We start from the raw sequence: 17181 nt of genomic DNA on the forward strand, positions 1-17181 counted from the left end.
GGAGAGAACAGTCAAATGGTAGTAGGAGATTTCGCTATTGAATTAGACACAGTTGTTGTTGGTGCGGGTCCTGGTGGATATGTTGCCGCAATTCGCGCTGCACAAATGGGTCAAAAAGTGACAATTATTGAAAAAGATAAATTAGGTGGTGTCTGCTTAAACGTTGGATGTATTCCATCAAAAGCATTGATTTCTGCAGGACACCGTTACCAAGAAGCAATGCATTCAGAAATTTTTGGTGTATCTGCTGAAGGTGTTAAATTAGATTTTGCAAAAACACAAGAATGGAAAGACAACAAAGTTGTTAAAACGTTAACTTCTGGTGTCGGCATGTTATTAAAGAAAAACAAAGTTGATGTTGTTTACGGTGAAGTTTTCATGGTTGACTCAAACACATTACGTGTCGTTACAGAAGACTCAGCACAAACTTACACGTTCAACAACTGTATTTTAGCAACAGGTAGCCGTCCAATCGAAATTAAAGGTTTCAAATTTGGTAAACGCGTTTTAGATTCAACAGGTGCGTTAAACTTACCAGAAGTGCCTAAAAAATTCGTTGTTATCGGTGGTGGTGTTGTTGGTTCTGAATTAGGTTCTGCTTATGCAAACTTAGGTGCAGACGTAACAATTTTAGAAGGTTCTCCTTCAATTTTACCAATGTTTGAAAAAGACATGGTGAGATTAGTTGAAAAATCATTTGCGGATAAAGGTGTTAAAATTGTAACGAGTGCTATGGCTAAAGAAGCTATCGACAATGGCGATAGCGTAACAGTAAAATACGAAGTTGACGGTAAATCAGAAGAAATTACAGCTGACTACGTATTAGTATCTGTTGGACGCCGTCCAAACACAGATGATGAATTAAACTTACAAGCTGCAGGTGTTGAAACAAATGAGCGTGGTTTAGTTCTTGTTGATGAACAAGGTCGTACATCACAACCAAACATTTACGCAATTGGTGACATCACACCGGGTGCTGCCTTAGCACATAAAGCAAGTTACGAAGGAAAAATTGCTGCTGAAGCCATTTCTGGCAAACCTGTAGCAATTGATTACAAAGTAATGCCAGCGGTAGCGTTCACTGACCCAGAAGTAGCATCAGTAGGTTTAACTGAAAAAGAAGCGAAAGAACAAGGGTTAGACGTTAAAGCAGTTAAATTCCCATTAGCAGGTAACGCTCGTGCGTTATCATTAAACGCTACTGAAGGATTTGTACGTTTAGTAACAACAAAAGAAGACCACGTTATTGTTGGTGGGCAAGTTGTTGGAATTAACGCATCTGACGTTATTGCAGAAATCGGTTTAGCGATTGAATGTGGCATGAACGCAGAAGATATTGCTCTAACCATTCATGGCCACCCATCATTAGGTGAAGTCGTTATGGATACAGCAGAAATGGCATTAGGTTTACCAATTCACGCGTAATCGTCATATAAAACTGTAAATCAAACAAAAAGCAAATGGCTGTAGTAGGCCGTTTGCTTTTTTGAGTTTCTATGTTAAATGGTGTTTGTGACGCATAAAGGGTTCTATAATATGTGGTGTTGGTAGCGTCCAAATGATGCTACCAACACCTTTTGTCTTTGTTTGTCCACTTAATGCAACGTGATAAACGAAAATCATGACAAAACCCTTTTTTATAAGACAATTATAGCGCTTCATTTTTAACCGTCATCTCAATTTAACGTACACGTTTTTGTATTTTTACATAAATGCATTTCAACCAACACTTTTATGTCTTGGATTAAGGCTATGAGTTGCGACAGAGTTTAATACAGTATAAAATAGTGAGTGAACTGAACATTCAAACACGAAATGAAGTGTTGATGAAAATAGGAGGTGCGCATGGCGAACGATACACAATTAGCTAACGTGCTAGAAGAAGTTACGACACAAAGTGATGTGTTATTAGCTGAACATATTGAAAATTTACCGATTGATGAATTGTGTGAAACTTTAGCGGAATTAGGTGCACAAAAAGCGTCAGAGCTTTTTGCATACTTTCCAGCGTCTGTTAAAAAAGAGGTGCTACTAAATGTACCACGCAGTTTTATTTATCAGTTGGTCGAATACAGTTTTACAGATGATATTAAAGAATTAATTGAAGATAGTGATGAAGCATTAAAACAACGCATTTTAGATAATGTTTCTCCATTGAAAAAACGTCAATTAACGTTGCAGTTACAATTTAAAATGTATTCTGCGGGTTCGTTAATGTCGATGGACTTTGTTGAATTATCGCCAGATGATACCGTTGTCGTTGCAATGAATAAAATCAAATCTCAAGAAAAAATTGCTGAAACGATTTCATATTGTTATGTCACCAATGAGCAACATACTTTACTAGGTATTGTATCCATGAGAGATATTTTGCTGGCACCAAACGATGTCACAATTAAAGATATTATGACGGTTAATGTGATTAGTGTGTTAATGGATGACGACCAAGAAGATGTTGCCAACGTATTGTCAAAATACGACTTTGTTGCCTTGCCCGTTGTAAATGCGTATCATCAAATGTTAGGAATTGTGACGATTGATGATGTTTTAGATATTATTTCCGAAGAGATTACGGAAGATATTCAAAAGATGGGTGGGATGACGCCAACCGTTACGCGTTATTTGGATATGTCAATTGTTCAAATTGCGAAAAGTCGTTTGTTTTGGTTGCTGATTTTGATGGTGTCCGCAACGATTTCAGGAACAATTATTAATCAAAATGCTGCGATAACGTTAAAATTACCAAGTCTTTTAGTGTTCATGCCGATGTTAATGGATACGGCAGGAAACGCTGGTAGTCAATCCAGTGCGATGGTGATTCGTGGGATTATTGTTGATCAATTAACGTTTAGACAAGCGTGGCCAATCGTCAAAAAAGAAATGTTAGCGTCCGCAGTTTTAGGTGGTGTGTTATTTTTAGTTAATACGTTACGCATTGTCCTATTTATGCCCGAAATAGCGTTTTCTGTTGCGATTTTAGTTTCAACGACCGTTCTTTTAATTGTGTTTATTGCCAACTTGATTGGCGGTTTATTACCCGTCTTAGCGACAACGATACGTGTTGACCCCGCGACGATGAGCGGTCCCGTTTTAACGACCGTTTGTGACGCCATTTCTCTAACCATTTACTTTGCGTTAGCGACGATTTATTTGGGAGGTGTTATATAATGCAATATACAAATGACACATTAGAGCAACTATTGTTGCAACATGTCAATCATAAAGACATTCCCGCACTTCGCGAAATGTTTGAGGAATATAACATTGTCGATTTGGCTGATATTTTCGGTCAGCTGTCCATTCAACAAGCCGTCTTTGTATTTCGTGTGCTCCCAAAAGATAGCGCTGCAGAATTGTTTACGTACTTGGATATACCACACCAACAACGTTTAGTAGAGGTATTGAGTTCACAAGACGTTTACGACATTATTGATAACATGTTTAGTGACGATATTGTGGATTTTTTAGAAGAGATGCCTGCAAATGTTATTCGTAAAATTTTAAGTTCGGTATCACCACAGCATCGGATTGAAATTAATCATTTGCTCAGTTACGCTGAAGATTCTGCTGGTAGTATGATGTCGATTGACTTTATGGAACTGCAATCGATGGAAACGGTAGAAAGTGCAATTGAACGCATCAAGCAACAAGCGGATTTAGTTGAAACCATTAACGTTTGTTACGTTGTGAATACGGTTCGTGAGTATATCGGGGTAGTTCACTTGCGTGATATTATTGTGGCGCATAACGATACGTTAATTGGTGAATTAGTTGAAGAATCGGATATTTTTGTTTACACGCATACTGATCAAGAAACGGTTGCGCAAACCATTCAAAAATACGATATTACAGCGGTTCCTGTTTTAAATGATCAAGAGAGATTGATCGGGATTGTTACGGCTGATGACGTATTGGATATTTTGATTGAAGAAGGTAGCGAAGACATTCATAAAATGAGTGGGGTAGGCTCAACAAAAGGGTCTTATATTGAAACGTCTGTAAAAGAAATTATTCAATCCCGCATTTATTGGTTACTGTTTTTAATGATTTCTGCGTCGTTTACCGGTCAAATTTTACAACAATTTGAAGATAAACTGAGTGCCGTTGCAGCGTTAGCCGTTAGTATTCCAATGATTATGTCAACGGCGGGAAATGCAGGGAGTCAATCGAGTGCAACCATTATTCGTAGTATTGCTATTGATGATTTGACGTTTAAACAACACGTCATAACGGTCATGAAAAAAGAATTTTTAGTGAGCTTGTTATGTGGTGGTATTGTATTTGTTGTGAATATGATTCGTTTAATGATTTTGCCAACGATTGGTCGTGATATTACGGTTGCGTTTGTTGTTAGTTTAACGTTGGTACTATCGATTATTATTGCTAATGTGATTGGTGGGTTGTTACCATTGATGGCTAAATCGTTAAAACTAGACCCTGCCAGTATGGCGGCTCCAGTCATTACGACATTAGTAGATGCTGCAAGTTTAATCATTTATTTTACAATGGCAACTTATTTTTTAAATTTAGTATAGATACTTGTATGATATCGTGTTGACAACGTATGCTGTTAACGGTATGAAACAACGCTCCAGCAAATCGCGGGAGCGTTGTTTGTGTTAAAATGATAATACTTTAATGCCGTCTGGCAATGCTAATGGGTTATCTTGGTCAATACGATCGTAAAACATGACGCCGTCTAAATGATCAATTTCATGTTGTACAACGATAGCAGCTAATCCACGTAAAGTGATTGTTTTTTGTTCGCCGTCTAGTGTGTAGTAATCTACGGTAATTTTTTGATGGCGTGGAACATATCCATGAACAGCACGATCAACCGATAAACAACCTTCGCCATCTTTTAAACACGTTTGTTGCACAGAATGTTTAACAATTTTTGGGTTTACCATAACCATATTTAAAATGTAAGGATCGTCCTCATATTCTCCGGGTAATAATAAAGCGATTAAGCGTTTAGACAGGTTAATTTGCGGTGCAGCAATACCCACACCAGCACGTAGTTCATATTTTTCAGCGATTTCTTCATTTTGTGAATTGTGTAAAAATTGTAGCATATCTTCTGCAATTTTTTTTGTTTCCGCATCTAGTGGAAAGGTTAGTTCTTCTGCTTTTAAACGTAAAGTAGGGTGTCCTTCACGAATAATATCTTTCATTAATAACATGTGTTTCACTCTTTCTTTTAATATAGGGATAGTATACCATAAAACGAAAAGGATAGAAAATAACCTTGTCGAATGCGTTGAGCGTAAATAATAGTCTGTTTTATGTTAAAATGAATTGTAAAGTGACGTAATGGGGAGTAGATGATGGATAAATTTCAAGTAGTATCACCTTATCAACCAAGTGGTGATCAACCAGCTGCCATAAAAGAATTAGTTGCTGGGTTAAACGCCAATAAACGAGCGCAAACATTACTCGGAGCAACCGGAACAGGTAAAACGTTTACTATCGCAAATGTTATTCAAGAAGTTAATAAGCCAACTCTTGTTTTAGCGCATAATAAAACGCTGGCTGGACAGTTGTATAGTGAGTTAAAAGAGTTCTTTCCGAATAATGCGGTCGAATATTTCGTGTCGTACTACGACTATTTTCAACCAGAAGCGTATGTGCCTGCTAGTGACACGTATATTGAAAAAGAGTCGAGTGTGAATGATGAAATTAATAAATTACGACATTCAGCAACGAGTGCACTGATTGAGCGACGAGATGTTATTATTGTGGCGTCCGTATCGTGTATTTACGGATTGGTTAATCCGGAAGATTATAAAAAATTTGTGTTGTCTTTAAGACAGGGACAAGTCATTGAACGTGATGATGTGTTGCATCGATTAATTGACATGCAGTTTACACGAAATGACTTTGACTTTAGACCGGGGACATTTCGTGTGCGTGGGGATAGCGTAGAAATTTTTATGGCGAGTCGTGATTCACAGGCAATTCGTGTTGAATTTTTTGGTGATGAAATTGATCGCATTCAAGAAGTGGACGTGTTGACGGGAGAAATTAAAGCGAGTCGTTCGCATGTTGCTATTTTCCCAGCGGCGCACTTTGTGTCCGATCAAGAACAAACGTTGCGTGCCGTAGAAAGCATTAAACAAGAGTTAGAAGAACGTTTAGAGGTGTTACGCGATGAAAACAAACTAATTGAAGCGCAACGTCTTGAACAACGTACGACGTACGACATTGAAATGCTTTTAGAAATGGGCTACTGTAGCGGAATTGAAAACTATTCACGACACATGGATGGACGTTTCCCCGGTCAAGCACCCTATACGCTAATTGACTTTTTCCCAGATGATTTTTTAATTGTGGTTGATGAATCACATATTACCATGTCGCAAGTTAAAGGAATGTATAACGGCGATAGAGCGCGTAAAGAACGGTTAGTGGAATACGGTTTTCGTTTACCGAGTGCCGTTGATAATCGTCCGTTACGGTTAGAAGAATTTGAAGAGCGTGTCAACCAAATTATTTATATTTCGGCTACACCAGGTCCGTACGAATTGGCACAAACACCAACCGTTACACAACAAATTATTCGACCGACAGGGTTATTAGACCCGCTTGTAGAAGTGCGTCCAATTAAAAATCAAATTGATGATTTAATTGGTGAGATTCGTGCGCAAATCGAGAAAAACGGGCGTGTCTTTATTACGACGTTGACTAAAAAAATGGCGGAAGATTTAAGCGATTATTTAGATGATATTGGTATTAAAGTAAAATATTTACATAGTGATATTCATACGTTAGAACGGACAGAAATTATTCGTGATTTACGTTTAGGTAAGTTTGATGTGTTGGTGGGTATTAACTTATTACGTGAAGGGTTAGATGTTCCCGAAGTAACACTTGTTGCGATTTTAGATGCGGATAAAGAGGGCTTTTTACGCAGTGAACGTTCACTAGTCCAAACAATTGGTCGTGCGGCACGTAATGCGGAAGGAAAGGTAATCATGTACGCGGATGTCATTACCGATTCAATGAAACGTGCTATGGACGAAACGACACGTCGTCGCGGTATTCAAATGGCGTATAATGAAGCAAACGGCATTGTACCGAAAACGATTATTAAAGAAGTGCGTGATTTAATTGCGATTACGCAAGTGAATGAAAAGGAAACAAAAGAAGACAAAAATATTTCTTTAAAAGAGATGACGAAAAAGCAACGTGTTGCTTATGTCGCCCAGTTAGAAAAAGAGATGAAGCAAGCTGCAAAAGCGCTTGATTTTGAACAAGCGGCCGTATTACGCGATATTATATTGGAAATCCAAGCAGAATACGATGTGTAAAAACTGATGTTAAAAACACAATATCATGTGTTGGAAAATCAAAAAGATAACCATATCTAGTTGCCTTTTTGAAAAATAAGCGTATAATTAGGCAGTGAAGTGAAAAAAAGGAGATACAGTTATGTCAAAACCAGTAACGGTTTATTCAAAACCAAATTGTATGCAATGCAATTTTACAAAACAATTTTTATTGGATAACGATATTGATTTTATCGTTAAAGACGTTGAAGAAGATGCAGTCGCATTGGAAGAAGTGAAAGCGTTAGGATTTTCATCTTTACCGGTAGTCGTTATTGAAGGTGAAGAACCATTTAACGGCTTTAGACCAGACAGTTTAGAAGGGTTATTATAAAATTGTAGGCATTTCGGATGAAGTGCCTTTTTTCATAGGAGGATTTATGTTATACGAAGTTACAGTTACGAATGATAAAGGGATTGAAGGCGTTGTAACGTCTACATCAAAAGAGCGTTTTTTGACAAGCCATCCAACAAATGATCATCCGGGAACAAACCCAGAGGAATTAATGGGTGCAGCTTGGGCAACTTGTTTAAATGCGACGATTAAAGCGCTGTTATCAGCAAGAGGGCATGGTGATCTTGCCTCTCGTGTTGATGTGCGTGTGTCGTTACACAAAGGTGAAGCGGGTTTATATTTTAGATTAGATACAACGGCAAGTATTGCAAGTTTATCGATTGAAGACGCTACACGCATTGTTGAGTCAGCGCACAAACGTTGTCCGGTTTCCAAAATTATCGGAGACTATGAGCATGTCGCTATAACGGTTGTACCGTACGAAAATTAGAAAATTTTAATCTTTTTTTGATGTTTTCTTCCTATTTATAATAGTTGTAAAAGTCGCATGTTATTTTTGATGATAATAGAAAGAACATTTTAAAAATGTTATAATTCAAAGTAATGGAGGTGTTAATATGACTCTTTCAACGGAAACCATTTTACAAGTCGAAAAAGACATTGCGCAATTATATGAAGAACATGAGCGTAATATTGGAAAAATGGAACAATCGATTGAAGACGCGATAACACAACATCAGCAAAAATGCGCTGAAGCGTTAAGTGTCTATCGCAAAGAAAAACAAGAAGAAATGACTAAAGCAATTGAACACTTGCGTGCTGAAGAATTAGCCAAACAAGAAAGTGCTATTGAACAGTTAAACGTGAGCATTGCCAATCAAAAAGACGAATTGATTTCAAAAATTACTAAGGAGGTTCTTGCACGCTATGGCGGTATCGAAAATGCGTAAATGTCTCATTGTGACCGATCGCCAAAGTTTATCTGATGTTTTGTTGTCATTGCAAGAATTTCAAAAATTTGAAGTGGTTGCACTCGATGGTAAACCGTCAAGTCAGGCTAAAGTGATGAGTCAGATTGATGAGCAAATAGCAAAAACAAAACGTGCCCAACAAATACTGATGCCGTTTCAACCAAAAGGACAAGCCTTTCAACGTGAGCAACTGACTTTTGATGAATTGTTAAGTAAACAAACAGAAATTGAATCGCGTGATATTTTAAATCAAACGTTAACTTTACAAAAAGAATGGGATGATTTGAAAAAAGAAGAACAACGGATGCGTCATCATATTGATGAGTTAAATCAATGGCGTCATTTGCACGCGTTACCACGTCATTTTCATGTGGTGTCGCTATTGTTAGGGACGATTCCTCAAACAGCAGATGAAAAAGGTTTACGTGAATTAAAAGAATTGGACAACTGTTACGTTGATGTGTTATTCCAAAACGAGCAAGTAAAAGGTCTAGCGATTTACTGTGATGCGGATAATCGTCAAACAATACGTGATGTATTGGATAAACATCAATTTACACCGTATGACTATGAATATGACAAGTTACCTACTCAAGAAATCGAGCAATTCAACCAACAATTAGAAAAAGGATTGATGCAGCAAGAAACGGTTAAGACGTCGTTAAAACAGTTAGCGCAAAACAGTCACGATTTAATGTATTTAGAAGAGCTATTGGAAAATGATAAACAACGACAATTAGCCGAACAGTTTATTGTGTCCCATCAAGTCGTTTCAGGATTATCCGGTTGGGTAGAAGAAGATGAATTGCAACGTTTAACGCACTTGTTACAAGTGACGTTACCTGAAAACAGTTATGTTATTTTATCAGATAATCAACAAGAAGACGGACAAGAGCCACCCGTTCAGTTGAAAAATCACGAATGGGTTGAACCTTTTGAATTATTAACGGAAATGTATAGTTTGCCGAAATATACAGAAGTGGATCCAACACCATATTTAGCACCGTTTTATGCGGTATTTTTCGGAATGATGGTAGCCGATATTGGATACGGGTTACTCATGTTATTGTTTACAGGCTATATGCTATATAAAAACAATCTTACAAAGGGTGCACGTAAAAACATGAAACTGTTCCATATACTTTCTTACCCGATTATTGCATGGGGCATTTTATTTGGATCGTTTTTCAGTTATGACATTGGATTCGGACTATTTTCAACGAGTCAAGATGGTGTCCAAATTTTATACTTATCTGTTGCGTTTGGGATTTTCCAATTGATTTGTGGCTTACTCATCAACACACGTGAACAGTTGAAACAACGTCATGTAGCCAATGCCATTTCTGACGGTTTGTCATGGGTTGGTATGTTAGTAGGTCTTGTTGTCATGGTTTTAGGTCCAGTAGTGAATATGCCGAATTTAGAATCTATCGGATTAGTGATGATAGGTGTGAGTTTAGTCAGTGTCGTATTGTTCACAGCAGCAGGAGCCACTCGAAAAATCGCAGGTTTTGGATCGGGATTATACAAATTGTATGGTGCGACATCGTATATTGGTGATTTAGCCAGTTATACACGTTTAATGGCGTTGTGTGTTGCGGGTGCAAGCATTGGATCAGCCTTTAATCAAATTATTGGCATGTTACCATTATTGGCACGATTTAGCGTTGGTATTTTATTGTTTATCATTTTACATGGTTTAAACATTGGATTAGCGTTACTGGGTGCTTATGTGCACGGCATTCGTTTGCAGTTTGTCGAATTTTTTGGGAAATTTTATGAAGGTGGCGGTCGTAAATTTAAGCCACTGAAATCTTATGAAAAATATGTTGATATTAAAGAACGTAAAATGGAGGAAAAATAATGAAAGAATTATTGGAGTTTTTAACATCGTCAGTAGGTAGCTATGGATTAGGTGTTATGGGTATTTTATTAGCAATGAGTTTATCGGGTACAGGTTCAGCTCGTGGTGTTGGTATGGCGGGTGAAGCAGCAGCAGCACTGGCAAAAGAACAACCAGAGAAATTTGGTAAAGCGATGATTTTACAATTGTTACCGGGTACACAAGGTTTCTACGGTTTCGTTATTTCAATGATGATTTTCGGTAACTTAAATTCAAGTTTAACTTACGAAAGTGGTTTAAAAATGTTGATGGCTGGTTTTGTTGTTGGTTTTGTTGGTTTAACATCAGCAATCGCACAAGGTCGTGTAGCAACTGCAGGTATTCAAATTTTAGCTAAAAATGAAGAACACTTCATGAAAGGTGCGATTTTTGCTGGGATGGTTGAAATGTATGCCATTTTAGGATTCGTTATTGCGTTTATTTTATTAGGATAGGATGATTGTTATGAATGATTTAGCAACATTTACACAACAGTTAAAAGAAAAACATATCGGTGAATTGACAAGAAAATTTGCTGCTATGGAAAAAGACGCTAACGTAAAAAAAGAAGAGAGCATTGCTGCGTTAAATGACAAATTTGTGAAAGAGCAAAAACAGATTGATGATACGATTGCACAAACACAACAAATTGAATCACAAAAAATTCGCAATCACGCACGTAATCAAGTGCTTGTCGAAAAACAGCAGGTGATGCTACAAATCTTTGATGAAGCAGTCAATCATTTGTCGCAGTTGCCAACAGAACAAATGGCGCAGTTTTTCAATAGTATTGTGAAACAATTGCCACAGGACAAACAATACGTACTAACGTGTGGAGAAAAAACGCCGTTGCACTGGGAATTGCCAGAGCACGTGACATTGAGTGATGAAACACTACCACAACAAAGTGGCTTTGTCTTTTCTGCCGATGGTATTTCTTACAACTTCTTATTCCAAACGTTAGTGGATGATTTAAAGCAAACCTACTTGAGCGAGTTGTTGCAGTCGTTGCAACAGTAAGGAGGGTGTATGTTTGATAAAAATTATGCAAGTACCAACACCATTATTCGCATTAAAGAACGTGAGTTTTTAACGAGTGATCAATGGGAACAACTCTTGCGTACAAATGATTTAGAACAAGCGCTAAATACGTTGAAAAATACGGTGTACAGTCATTTGACTGTCGATTTTGAAAAAGGGTTGCAGGAGTCGCAAATTGAAACGTATCGCAACCTTTCAGAATTGATTGATGATGAACAAGTGGAAAATGTGTTTTCGCTGATTTACGTGTATCATAACTTAAAAGTGTTGATTAAAGAATCGGTGATGAACACGTCGTTATCGCATTTATCAGTGCCGATTGGCGCGTATTCAATAGAACAATTACGTCACCTTGTACAAACGCAAGAATCAACAGCGTTACCCGAAGTGATGGTTTCTCAAGTAAAGTCGGTTTTAGATAATTACGCCCATTACGAAAATGTCCAATCCATTGATGTGATGATGGACGAAGCGTATTTTTCACATGTTTTACATGCAGTAGACCAGTTACAAGACGAGAAACTGATTCACTTGGTTCGACTATGGATCGATATTTTCAATGTAACGACAATTTTACGTTTAAGCAAAGGGCGTCTATCGCGTAGTCAGTTGACGTTTATCATGAATGCAGGTGGGCATTTAGACCCGTACGAATTGATTCGATTCGCGATGAACGGACAAATTGACGATATTGTCTTGATGTTGTCACGCGTTGTTGATTTTTCAAAATCTTCAAAAACGTTGCAACAAGGTGATGTTACGGCGAGTGTTGTAGAGCGCTTGAAAGATAGTGTGACACACGACTATTTACAAGATGCGAAATATGAAGCGTTTGGATTTTTACCCGTATTGGCGTATGTCTTTTATAAAGAAATGGAAATTAAAAACTTGCGTTTAATTTTAACGGGTAAAGATAATCAAATGGATACTACATTATTAAGAGAAAGGATGAAACCTACTTATGTCGTATAAAATAGCAGTAGTTGGCGACAAAGATTCAATAATGCCTTTCCAAATTATTGGTTTTGATACGGTTGCTTGTCGTAACGGACAAGATGCACGACAAGCCATTCGTGAATTAGAACAAAATGCCTATGGTGTTATTTATTTAACAGAGCAATTAGCTGCTGATATTCCCGATACCGTAGCGTATTACAGAACAAAAAGTGTTCCTGCCTTAATTTTAATTCCAAATTATAAAGGAACACTAAATATCGGTCTATCCAACATTCAAGAAAATGTTGAAAAAGCGATCGGTACAAATATTTTGTAGACAGAAAGGAAAGATTGCGTGAAAGCTGGAGAAATTATAAAAATTTCTGGTCCATTAGTTTTAGCTAGTGGCATGGAAGATGCCAATATCCAAGATATTTGCGAAGTGGGACATTTAGGATTAATTGGTGAAATTATTGAAATGAGACGCGATATCGCTTCTATTCAGGTGTATGAAGAAACTTCTGGATTAGGTGTTGGTGAGCCGGTTGTAACGACAGGACAACCATTATCTGTCGAATTAGCACCCGGAATTTTATCGCAAATGTTTGACGGGATTCAACGTCCTTTAGACACGTACCGTGATCAAACAGGTAGTGACTTTTTAGTGCGTGGTGTGCATATTGCACCATTAAATCGTCAAACAAAATGGCAATTTACGCCAGTCGTATCTGTTGGAGATAGTGTGAGTAGCGGTGATATTATTGGAACCGTTCAAGAAACAGATATTATTACACATAAAATTATGGTGCCAAACGGTAAACAAGGTGTTATTACAAGTGTTGAAAATGGTGAATTCACGATTGAAGATACTGTTTATACATTACGCACAGACAAAGGTGTTGAATCGTTTACCATGATGCAAAAATGGCCTGTTCGTCGTGGTCGTCCCTTTGCCCAAAAATTAAATCCAAAAGAACCTGTCCAAACAGGACAACGTGTCATTGATACGTTTTTCCCTGTTGTTAAAGGTGGTGGAGCAGCTGTTCCGGGACCGTTTGGTGCTGGGAAAACAGTTGTACAACATCAAATCGCCAAATGGTCGGATGTTGATATTGTTGTTTACGTTGGGTGTGGTGAACGTGGTAATGAAATGACCGACGTATTAAATGAGTTCCCAGAATTGATTGACCCAAATACCGGTAAATCATTGATGAACCGTACCATTTTAATTGCCAATACGTCCAATATGCCCGTTGCCGCTCGTGAAGCGTCTATTTATACAGGTATTACCATTGCGGAATATTTTAGAGATATGGGATATAACGTAGCGATTATGGCAGATTCGACGTCCCGTTGGGCAGAAGCGTTACGCGAGATGTCTGGTCGTTTAGAAGAAATGCCTGGAGATGAAGGGTATCCTGCGTATTTAGGTAGCCGTATCGCTGAATATTACGAACGTGCCGGAAAAGTGGTGACACTTGGTAAAGAAGGTCGTCTAGGTAGTGTTACTGCCATTGGAGCCGTATCCCCACCAGGTGGAGATATTTCAGAACCCGTTACACAAAACACATTGCGTATTGTCAAAGTATTCTGGGGACTTGATGCATTATTAGCACAAAAACGTCATTTCCCATCAATGAACTGGTTGTCATCTTATTCATTATACGTTGATGAAGTCGGTGAATATTTAGATGAAAAACTAGGTATCGATTGGTCAAAACGTGTGACACATGCGATGAGTTTATTACAAGAAGAAGCACAATTAGAAGAAATCGTTCGCTTAGTCGGTTTAGATGCGTTATCCGATAAAGATAAAATCACCATGATTTTAGCGCGTATGATTCGTGAAGACTACTTACAACAAAACGCATTTGATGATGTTGACACATTTACATCTTACGAAAAACAAGCGTTAATGTTAGAGTTAATTTTATTGTTTGAAACAGAAAGTCGTAAAGCCTTAAAACTAGGGGCGTACTATGACGAAATTATGCAAGGTACAACAGAAGTGCGTGATCGTATTGCACGTGCAAAATATGTTGCCGAAAAAGATTTGGCACGTTTAGTGTCATTGAAAGATACAATTAAAACAACGCTAAAAGCCGTTGTGGCACAAGGAGGTATGACACGACATGATTAAAGAATATCAAACAGTCACGGAAGTGGTCGGACCTTTAATGGCGGTTGAACAAGTTGAAGGTGTTAAATTTGATGAATTGGTAGACATCCAATTGGCCGATGGCACAGTACGCCAAGGACAAGTTCTTGAAGTGCATTACGACAAAGCGTTAGTTCAGTTATTTGAGAGCGGTAGTGGTATTAACATTCGTGATACAAAAGTTCGCTTTAAAGGTAAACCCGTTGAATTAGCCGTTTCATCAGATATGATTGGACGCGTGTTTGACGGTATGGGAAATGTGATTGATGGTGGACCAAATTTAATTCCTGAAAAATATTTGGATATTAACGGTCAAGCGATTAATCCAATTAGTCGTGATTATCCCGATGAATTTATTCAAACAGGGGTATCGGCGATTGACCATTTAAACACGTTAGTACGTGGACAAAAATTGCCCGTTTTTTCAGGTGCAGGATTACCGCATAAAGAATTAGCTGCACAAATTGCCCGTCAAGCAACCGTTTTAAATTCTAACGAAAAATTTGCCGTTGTTTTTGCAGCAATGGGAATTACGTTTGAAGAAGCGGAATATTTCATGGAAGACTTTAGAAAAACAGGTGCCATTGAACGTTCTGTCATGTTCATTAACTTGGCAAATGACCCGTCAATTGAACGTATTGCAACACCGAAAATGGCATTGACTGCTGCGGAATATTTAGCATTTGAAAAAGATATGCACGTTTTAGTCATTATGACAGATATGACAAACTATTGTGAAGCGTTGCGTGAAGTATCTGCTGCACGTCGTGAAGTACCAGGTCGTCGTGGGTATCCCGGTTACTTGTATACCAATCTATCAACGCTATATGAACGCGCTGGTCGTCTAGTCGGTAAAAAAGGATCCGTTACACAAATTCCAATTTTAACGATGCCGGAAGATGATATTACGCATCCGATTCCCGACTTAACCGGTTATATTACCGAAGGACAAATTATTTTATCTCAAGAATTGAATAAATCCGGTATCAAACCACCAATTAACGTCTTACCATCATTGTCTCGTTTGAAAGATAAAGGAACAGGTGAAGGTAAAACACGTGTAGACCACGCGCCGACAATGAACCAATTATTTGCTGCGTATGCGCATGGTAAACAAGTTAAAGAATTAGCGGTTGTGTTAGGTGAAGCGGCATTATCTGCAACAGATAAATTATATGTTGAATTTACCAAACGTTTTGAAGAAGAATACATTAATCAAGGATTCTACACAAACCGTACCATTCAACAATCGCTTGATTTAGGTTGGGACTTGTTATCCATTTTACCACGAACAGAATTGAAGCGAATTAAAGATGACATGCTAGATACTTATTTACCAGCGGGAGAGTAGTCTATGGCACGATTAAATGTAAAACCAACGCGTATGGAAATGACCGTTTTAAAAAAGCGGTTAAAAACATCAACGCGTGGACATAAACTACTTAAAGATAAGCAAGATGAATTAATGCGTCGTTTTATCGACTTAATTCGTGAAAACAATACGCTGCGCCGTCGTGTAGAAGAACGTTTAACGTTAGGTATGCAATCATTTGTATTGGCGAAAACACAATTAAATGAAGTGTTTATTGAAGAAGGTTTGACAATTCCCATGGAAAAAGTAGCACTTCAAATTGATGAACAAAACATTATGAGTGTTAACGTACCACAATTGACTTTGCAGACACCAACACAACAATCAAAAATTCCTTACGGCATGTTAAATTCAACGGTCGAAATGGACGATGCCATTGAGTCAATTCAAAGTGTAACGGACGATTTATTAGCTTTGGCGCAAATCGAAAAGACGTGTCAATTGCTTGCTGACGAAATCGAGAAAACACGTCGTCGTGTGAATGCGTTAGAACATTTAATCATTCCGCAATTGAAAGAAACGATTCATTATATTCAAATGAAATTGGAAGAAAATGAGCGAAGTAACATTGTGCGTATGATGAAAGTGAAAGATAAATAACAGAAAACACCAGCTACTGCAGTTGGTGTTTTTCGTTTTATGTGAAATGCTAACGAGTTGTACATTGTTGATGAAAACGGGTGCCACCGTATCTTGGGTCGGCACTTTTTCCTTTTAAATCGGTTTCATTTCATGTATAATACAGTTATATACGGGAGTCTGTGTACAGTCTGAGAGGAAGTGTAAGCTTCGACCATACCTGATCTAGGTAATGCTAGCGTAGGGAAATGAAAATGACAGTATTTTTGCGCGCTTATCGTATAGGTAAGTGCGCTTTTTGTTAGCTGTTGTGTCAAAATTTAGGAGGTGATTTTATGAATTGTAGTATTGCATTACAAATTTTACCACTGACTCACCCAAACCGTATAGTTGTCATTGATGACGTGATTGCATTTTTACAATCACAAGAAAATGTTCGTGTGCAAGTCACACCGTTTGAAACGGTATTGGAAGGTGATTTTGATACCTTGATGACAATGTTAAAAGATGCCATTTCTTTGGCAGGAAAGGAGTGCGACAATATATTTGCCAACGTTAAAATCAATTACGGCAATATATTGAGCATCGACGAAAAACTTGAAAAATTTTCTGAATAAAC

The 17181-nt window shown here is 37.8% G+C and carries 17 protein-coding genes and 1 riboswitch; of the genes, 16 read left to right on the plus strand and 1 reads right to left on the minus strand.

Annotated elements, in window-relative coordinates; translation table 11 throughout:
• The first annotated feature begins 15 nt into the window (after window positions 1–15).
• The 3 genes from lpdA to mgtE (J7S27_02550) all read left to right on the plus strand — a co-directional run bounded on the left by lpdA (window position 16) and on the right by mgtE (J7S27_02550) (window position 4535).
• On the plus strand, window positions 16–1425 hold the full coding sequence (lpdA, locus tag J7S27_02540) for a dihydrolipoyl dehydrogenase (protein QTU83416.1): 1410 nt from the start codon (window positions 16–18) through the stop codon (window positions 1423–1425).
• A 420-nt stretch (window positions 1426–1845) separates the two neighbouring features.
• Complete coding sequence (gene mgtE / locus J7S27_02545) at window positions 1846–3168, plus strand: magnesium transporter (protein QTU83417.1); 1323 nt, start codon at window positions 1846–1848, stop codon at window positions 3166–3168.
• Window positions 3168–4535, plus strand: coding sequence for a magnesium transporter (gene mgtE, locus J7S27_02550; GenBank protein QTU83418.1), 1368 nt, complete (start codon window positions 3168–3170; stop codon window positions 4533–4535). The genes mgtE (J7S27_02545) and mgtE (J7S27_02550) overlap by 1 nt, the downstream gene beginning before the upstream one ends.
• Window positions 4536–4619: 84 nt before the next feature.
• Here the strand turns inward: mgtE (J7S27_02550) and J7S27_02555 are convergent, their stop codons facing one another.
• The gene (locus J7S27_02555; protein ID QTU83419.1) at window positions 4620–5183 is read right to left on the minus strand and encodes a peptide deformylase; all 564 of its coding nucleotides are present in this window, start codon (window positions 5181–5183) and stop codon (window positions 4620–4622) included.
• 141 nt (window positions 5184–5324) lie between these two features.
• Here J7S27_02555 and uvrB point away from each other — a divergent pair, with 141 nt between their 5' ends.
• The 13 genes from uvrB (at window position 5325) to J7S27_02620 (ending at window position 17179) form a co-directional block, all read left to right on the plus strand.
• Window positions 5325–7310, plus strand: a complete 1986-nt coding sequence (uvrB, locus tag J7S27_02560; protein ID QTU83420.1) for an excinuclease ABC subunit UvrB — start codon at window positions 5325–5327, stop codon at window positions 7308–7310.
• Between the two features lie 121 nt (window positions 7311–7431).
• Window positions 7432–7662, plus strand: a complete 231-nt coding sequence (gene nrdH, locus J7S27_02565) for a glutaredoxin-like protein NrdH (protein ID QTU83421.1) — start codon at window positions 7432–7434, stop codon at window positions 7660–7662.
• Between the two features lie 46 nt (window positions 7663–7708).
• Window positions 7709–8113, plus strand: a complete 405-nt coding sequence (locus J7S27_02570) for an OsmC family protein (GenBank protein QTU83422.1) — start codon at window positions 7709–7711, stop codon at window positions 8111–8113.
• Between the two features lie 127 nt (window positions 8114–8240).
• Complete coding sequence (locus J7S27_02575; protein QTU83423.1) at window positions 8241–8573, plus strand: hypothetical protein; 333 nt, start codon at window positions 8241–8243, stop codon at window positions 8571–8573.
• Window positions 8551–10458, plus strand: coding sequence for a V-type ATP synthase subunit I (locus J7S27_02580; GenBank protein QTU83424.1), 1908 nt, complete (start codon window positions 8551–8553; stop codon window positions 10456–10458). The genes J7S27_02575 and J7S27_02580 overlap by 23 nt, the downstream gene beginning before the upstream one ends.
• On the plus strand, window positions 10458–10931 hold the full coding sequence (locus tag J7S27_02585; protein ID QTU83425.1) for a V-type ATP synthase subunit K: 474 nt from the start codon (window positions 10458–10460) through the stop codon (window positions 10929–10931). Before J7S27_02580 ends, J7S27_02585 begins: the two co-directional genes overlap by 1 nt.
• Window positions 10932–10941: 10 nt before the next feature.
• Complete coding sequence (locus J7S27_02590; protein ID QTU83426.1) at window positions 10942–11496, plus strand: hypothetical protein; 555 nt, start codon at window positions 10942–10944, stop codon at window positions 11494–11496.
• 9 nt (window positions 11497–11505) lie between these two features.
• Window positions 11506–12489: a V-type ATPase subunit gene (locus J7S27_02595; protein ID QTU83427.1), complete on the plus strand. Its 984-nt coding sequence runs from the start codon at window positions 11506–11508 to the stop codon at window positions 12487–12489.
• On the plus strand, window positions 12479–12790 hold the full coding sequence (locus J7S27_02600; GenBank protein ID QTU83428.1) for a V-type ATP synthase subunit F: 312 nt from the start codon (window positions 12479–12481) through the stop codon (window positions 12788–12790). The genes J7S27_02595 and J7S27_02600 overlap by 11 nt, the downstream gene beginning before the upstream one ends.
• Before the next feature lie 18 nt (window positions 12791–12808).
• Window positions 12809–14593, plus strand: a complete 1785-nt coding sequence (locus tag J7S27_02605; protein ID QTU83429.1) for a V-type ATP synthase subunit A — start codon at window positions 12809–12811, stop codon at window positions 14591–14593.
• Window positions 14586–15962, plus strand: coding sequence for a V-type ATP synthase subunit B (locus tag J7S27_02610; protein ID QTU83430.1), 1377 nt, complete (start codon window positions 14586–14588; stop codon window positions 15960–15962). The genes J7S27_02605 and J7S27_02610 overlap by 8 nt, the downstream gene beginning before the upstream one ends.
• A 3-nt stretch (window positions 15963–15965) precedes the next feature.
• Window positions 15966–16583 (plus strand): V-type ATP synthase subunit D, encoded by a 618-nt coding sequence (locus tag J7S27_02615; GenBank protein QTU83431.1) that lies wholly within the window; start codon window positions 15966–15968, stop codon window positions 16581–16583.
• A 141-nt stretch (window positions 16584–16724) separates the two neighbouring features.
• A riboswitch (TPP riboswitch) is annotated at window positions 16725–16827 on the plus strand.
• A gap of 70 nt (window positions 16828–16897) precedes the next feature.
• Window positions 16898–17179 (plus strand): thiamine-binding protein, encoded by a 282-nt coding sequence (locus J7S27_02620; GenBank protein QTU83432.1) that lies wholly within the window; start codon window positions 16898–16900, stop codon window positions 17177–17179.
• The last annotated feature ends 2 nt before the right edge of the window (window positions 17180–17181 follow it).

The organism is Carnobacteriaceae bacterium zg-C25, assembly GCA_017945845.1.
In the GTDB taxonomy this organism is placed as follows: Bacteria; Bacillota; Bacilli; order Lactobacillales; family Aerococcaceae; genus WM01.

What these genes read in the sequence shown, in the direction of transcription:
- J7S27_02570 (QTU83422.1), top strand. Translation starts at nt 7,709, where the DNA reads ATGTTATACGAAGTTACAGTTACGAATGATAAAGGGATTGAAGGCGTT.
- lpdA (QTU83416.1), top strand. Translation starts at nt 16, where the DNA reads ATGGTAGTAGGAGATTTCGCTATTGAATTAGACACAGTTGTTGTTGGT.
- J7S27_02585 (QTU83425.1), top strand. Translation starts at nt 10,458, where the DNA reads ATGAAAGAATTATTGGAGTTTTTAACATCGTCAGTAGGTAGCTATGGA.
- uvrB (QTU83420.1), top strand. Translation starts at nt 5,325, where the DNA reads ATGATGGATAAATTTCAAGTAGTATCACCTTATCAACCAAGTGGTGAT.
- J7S27_02590 (QTU83426.1), top strand. Translation starts at nt 10,942, where the DNA reads ATGAATGATTTAGCAACATTTACACAACAGTTAAAAGAAAAACATATC.
- J7S27_02595 (QTU83427.1), top strand. Translation starts at nt 11,506, where the DNA reads ATGTTTGATAAAAATTATGCAAGTACCAACACCATTATTCGCATTAAA.
- mgtE (QTU83417.1), top strand. Translation starts at nt 1,846, where the DNA reads ATGGCGAACGATACACAATTAGCTAACGTGCTAGAAGAAGTTACGACA.
- J7S27_02610 (QTU83430.1), top strand. Translation starts at nt 14,586, where the DNA reads ATGATTAAAGAATATCAAACAGTCACGGAAGTGGTCGGACCTTTAATG.
- J7S27_02615 (QTU83431.1), top strand. Translation starts at nt 15,966, where the DNA reads ATGGCACGATTAAATGTAAAACCAACGCGTATGGAAATGACCGTTTTA.
- J7S27_02620 (QTU83432.1), top strand. Translation starts at nt 16,898, where the DNA reads ATGAATTGTAGTATTGCATTACAAATTTTACCACTGACTCACCCAAAC.
- J7S27_02600 (QTU83428.1), top strand. Translation starts at nt 12,479, where the DNA reads ATGTCGTATAAAATAGCAGTAGTTGGCGACAAAGATTCAATAATGCCT.
- J7S27_02575 (QTU83423.1), top strand. Translation starts at nt 8,241, where the DNA reads ATGACTCTTTCAACGGAAACCATTTTACAAGTCGAAAAAGACATTGCG.
- mgtE (QTU83418.1), top strand. Translation starts at nt 3,168, where the DNA reads ATGCAATATACAAATGACACATTAGAGCAACTATTGTTGCAACATGTC.
- nrdH (QTU83421.1), top strand. Translation starts at nt 7,432, where the DNA reads ATGTCAAAACCAGTAACGGTTTATTCAAAACCAAATTGTATGCAATGC.
- J7S27_02580 (QTU83424.1), top strand. Translation starts at nt 8,551, where the DNA reads ATGGCGGTATCGAAAATGCGTAAATGTCTCATTGTGACCGATCGCCAA.
- J7S27_02555 (QTU83419.1), bottom strand. Translation starts at nt 5,183, where the DNA reads ATGTTATTAATGAAAGATATTATTCGTGAAGGACACCCTACTTTACGT.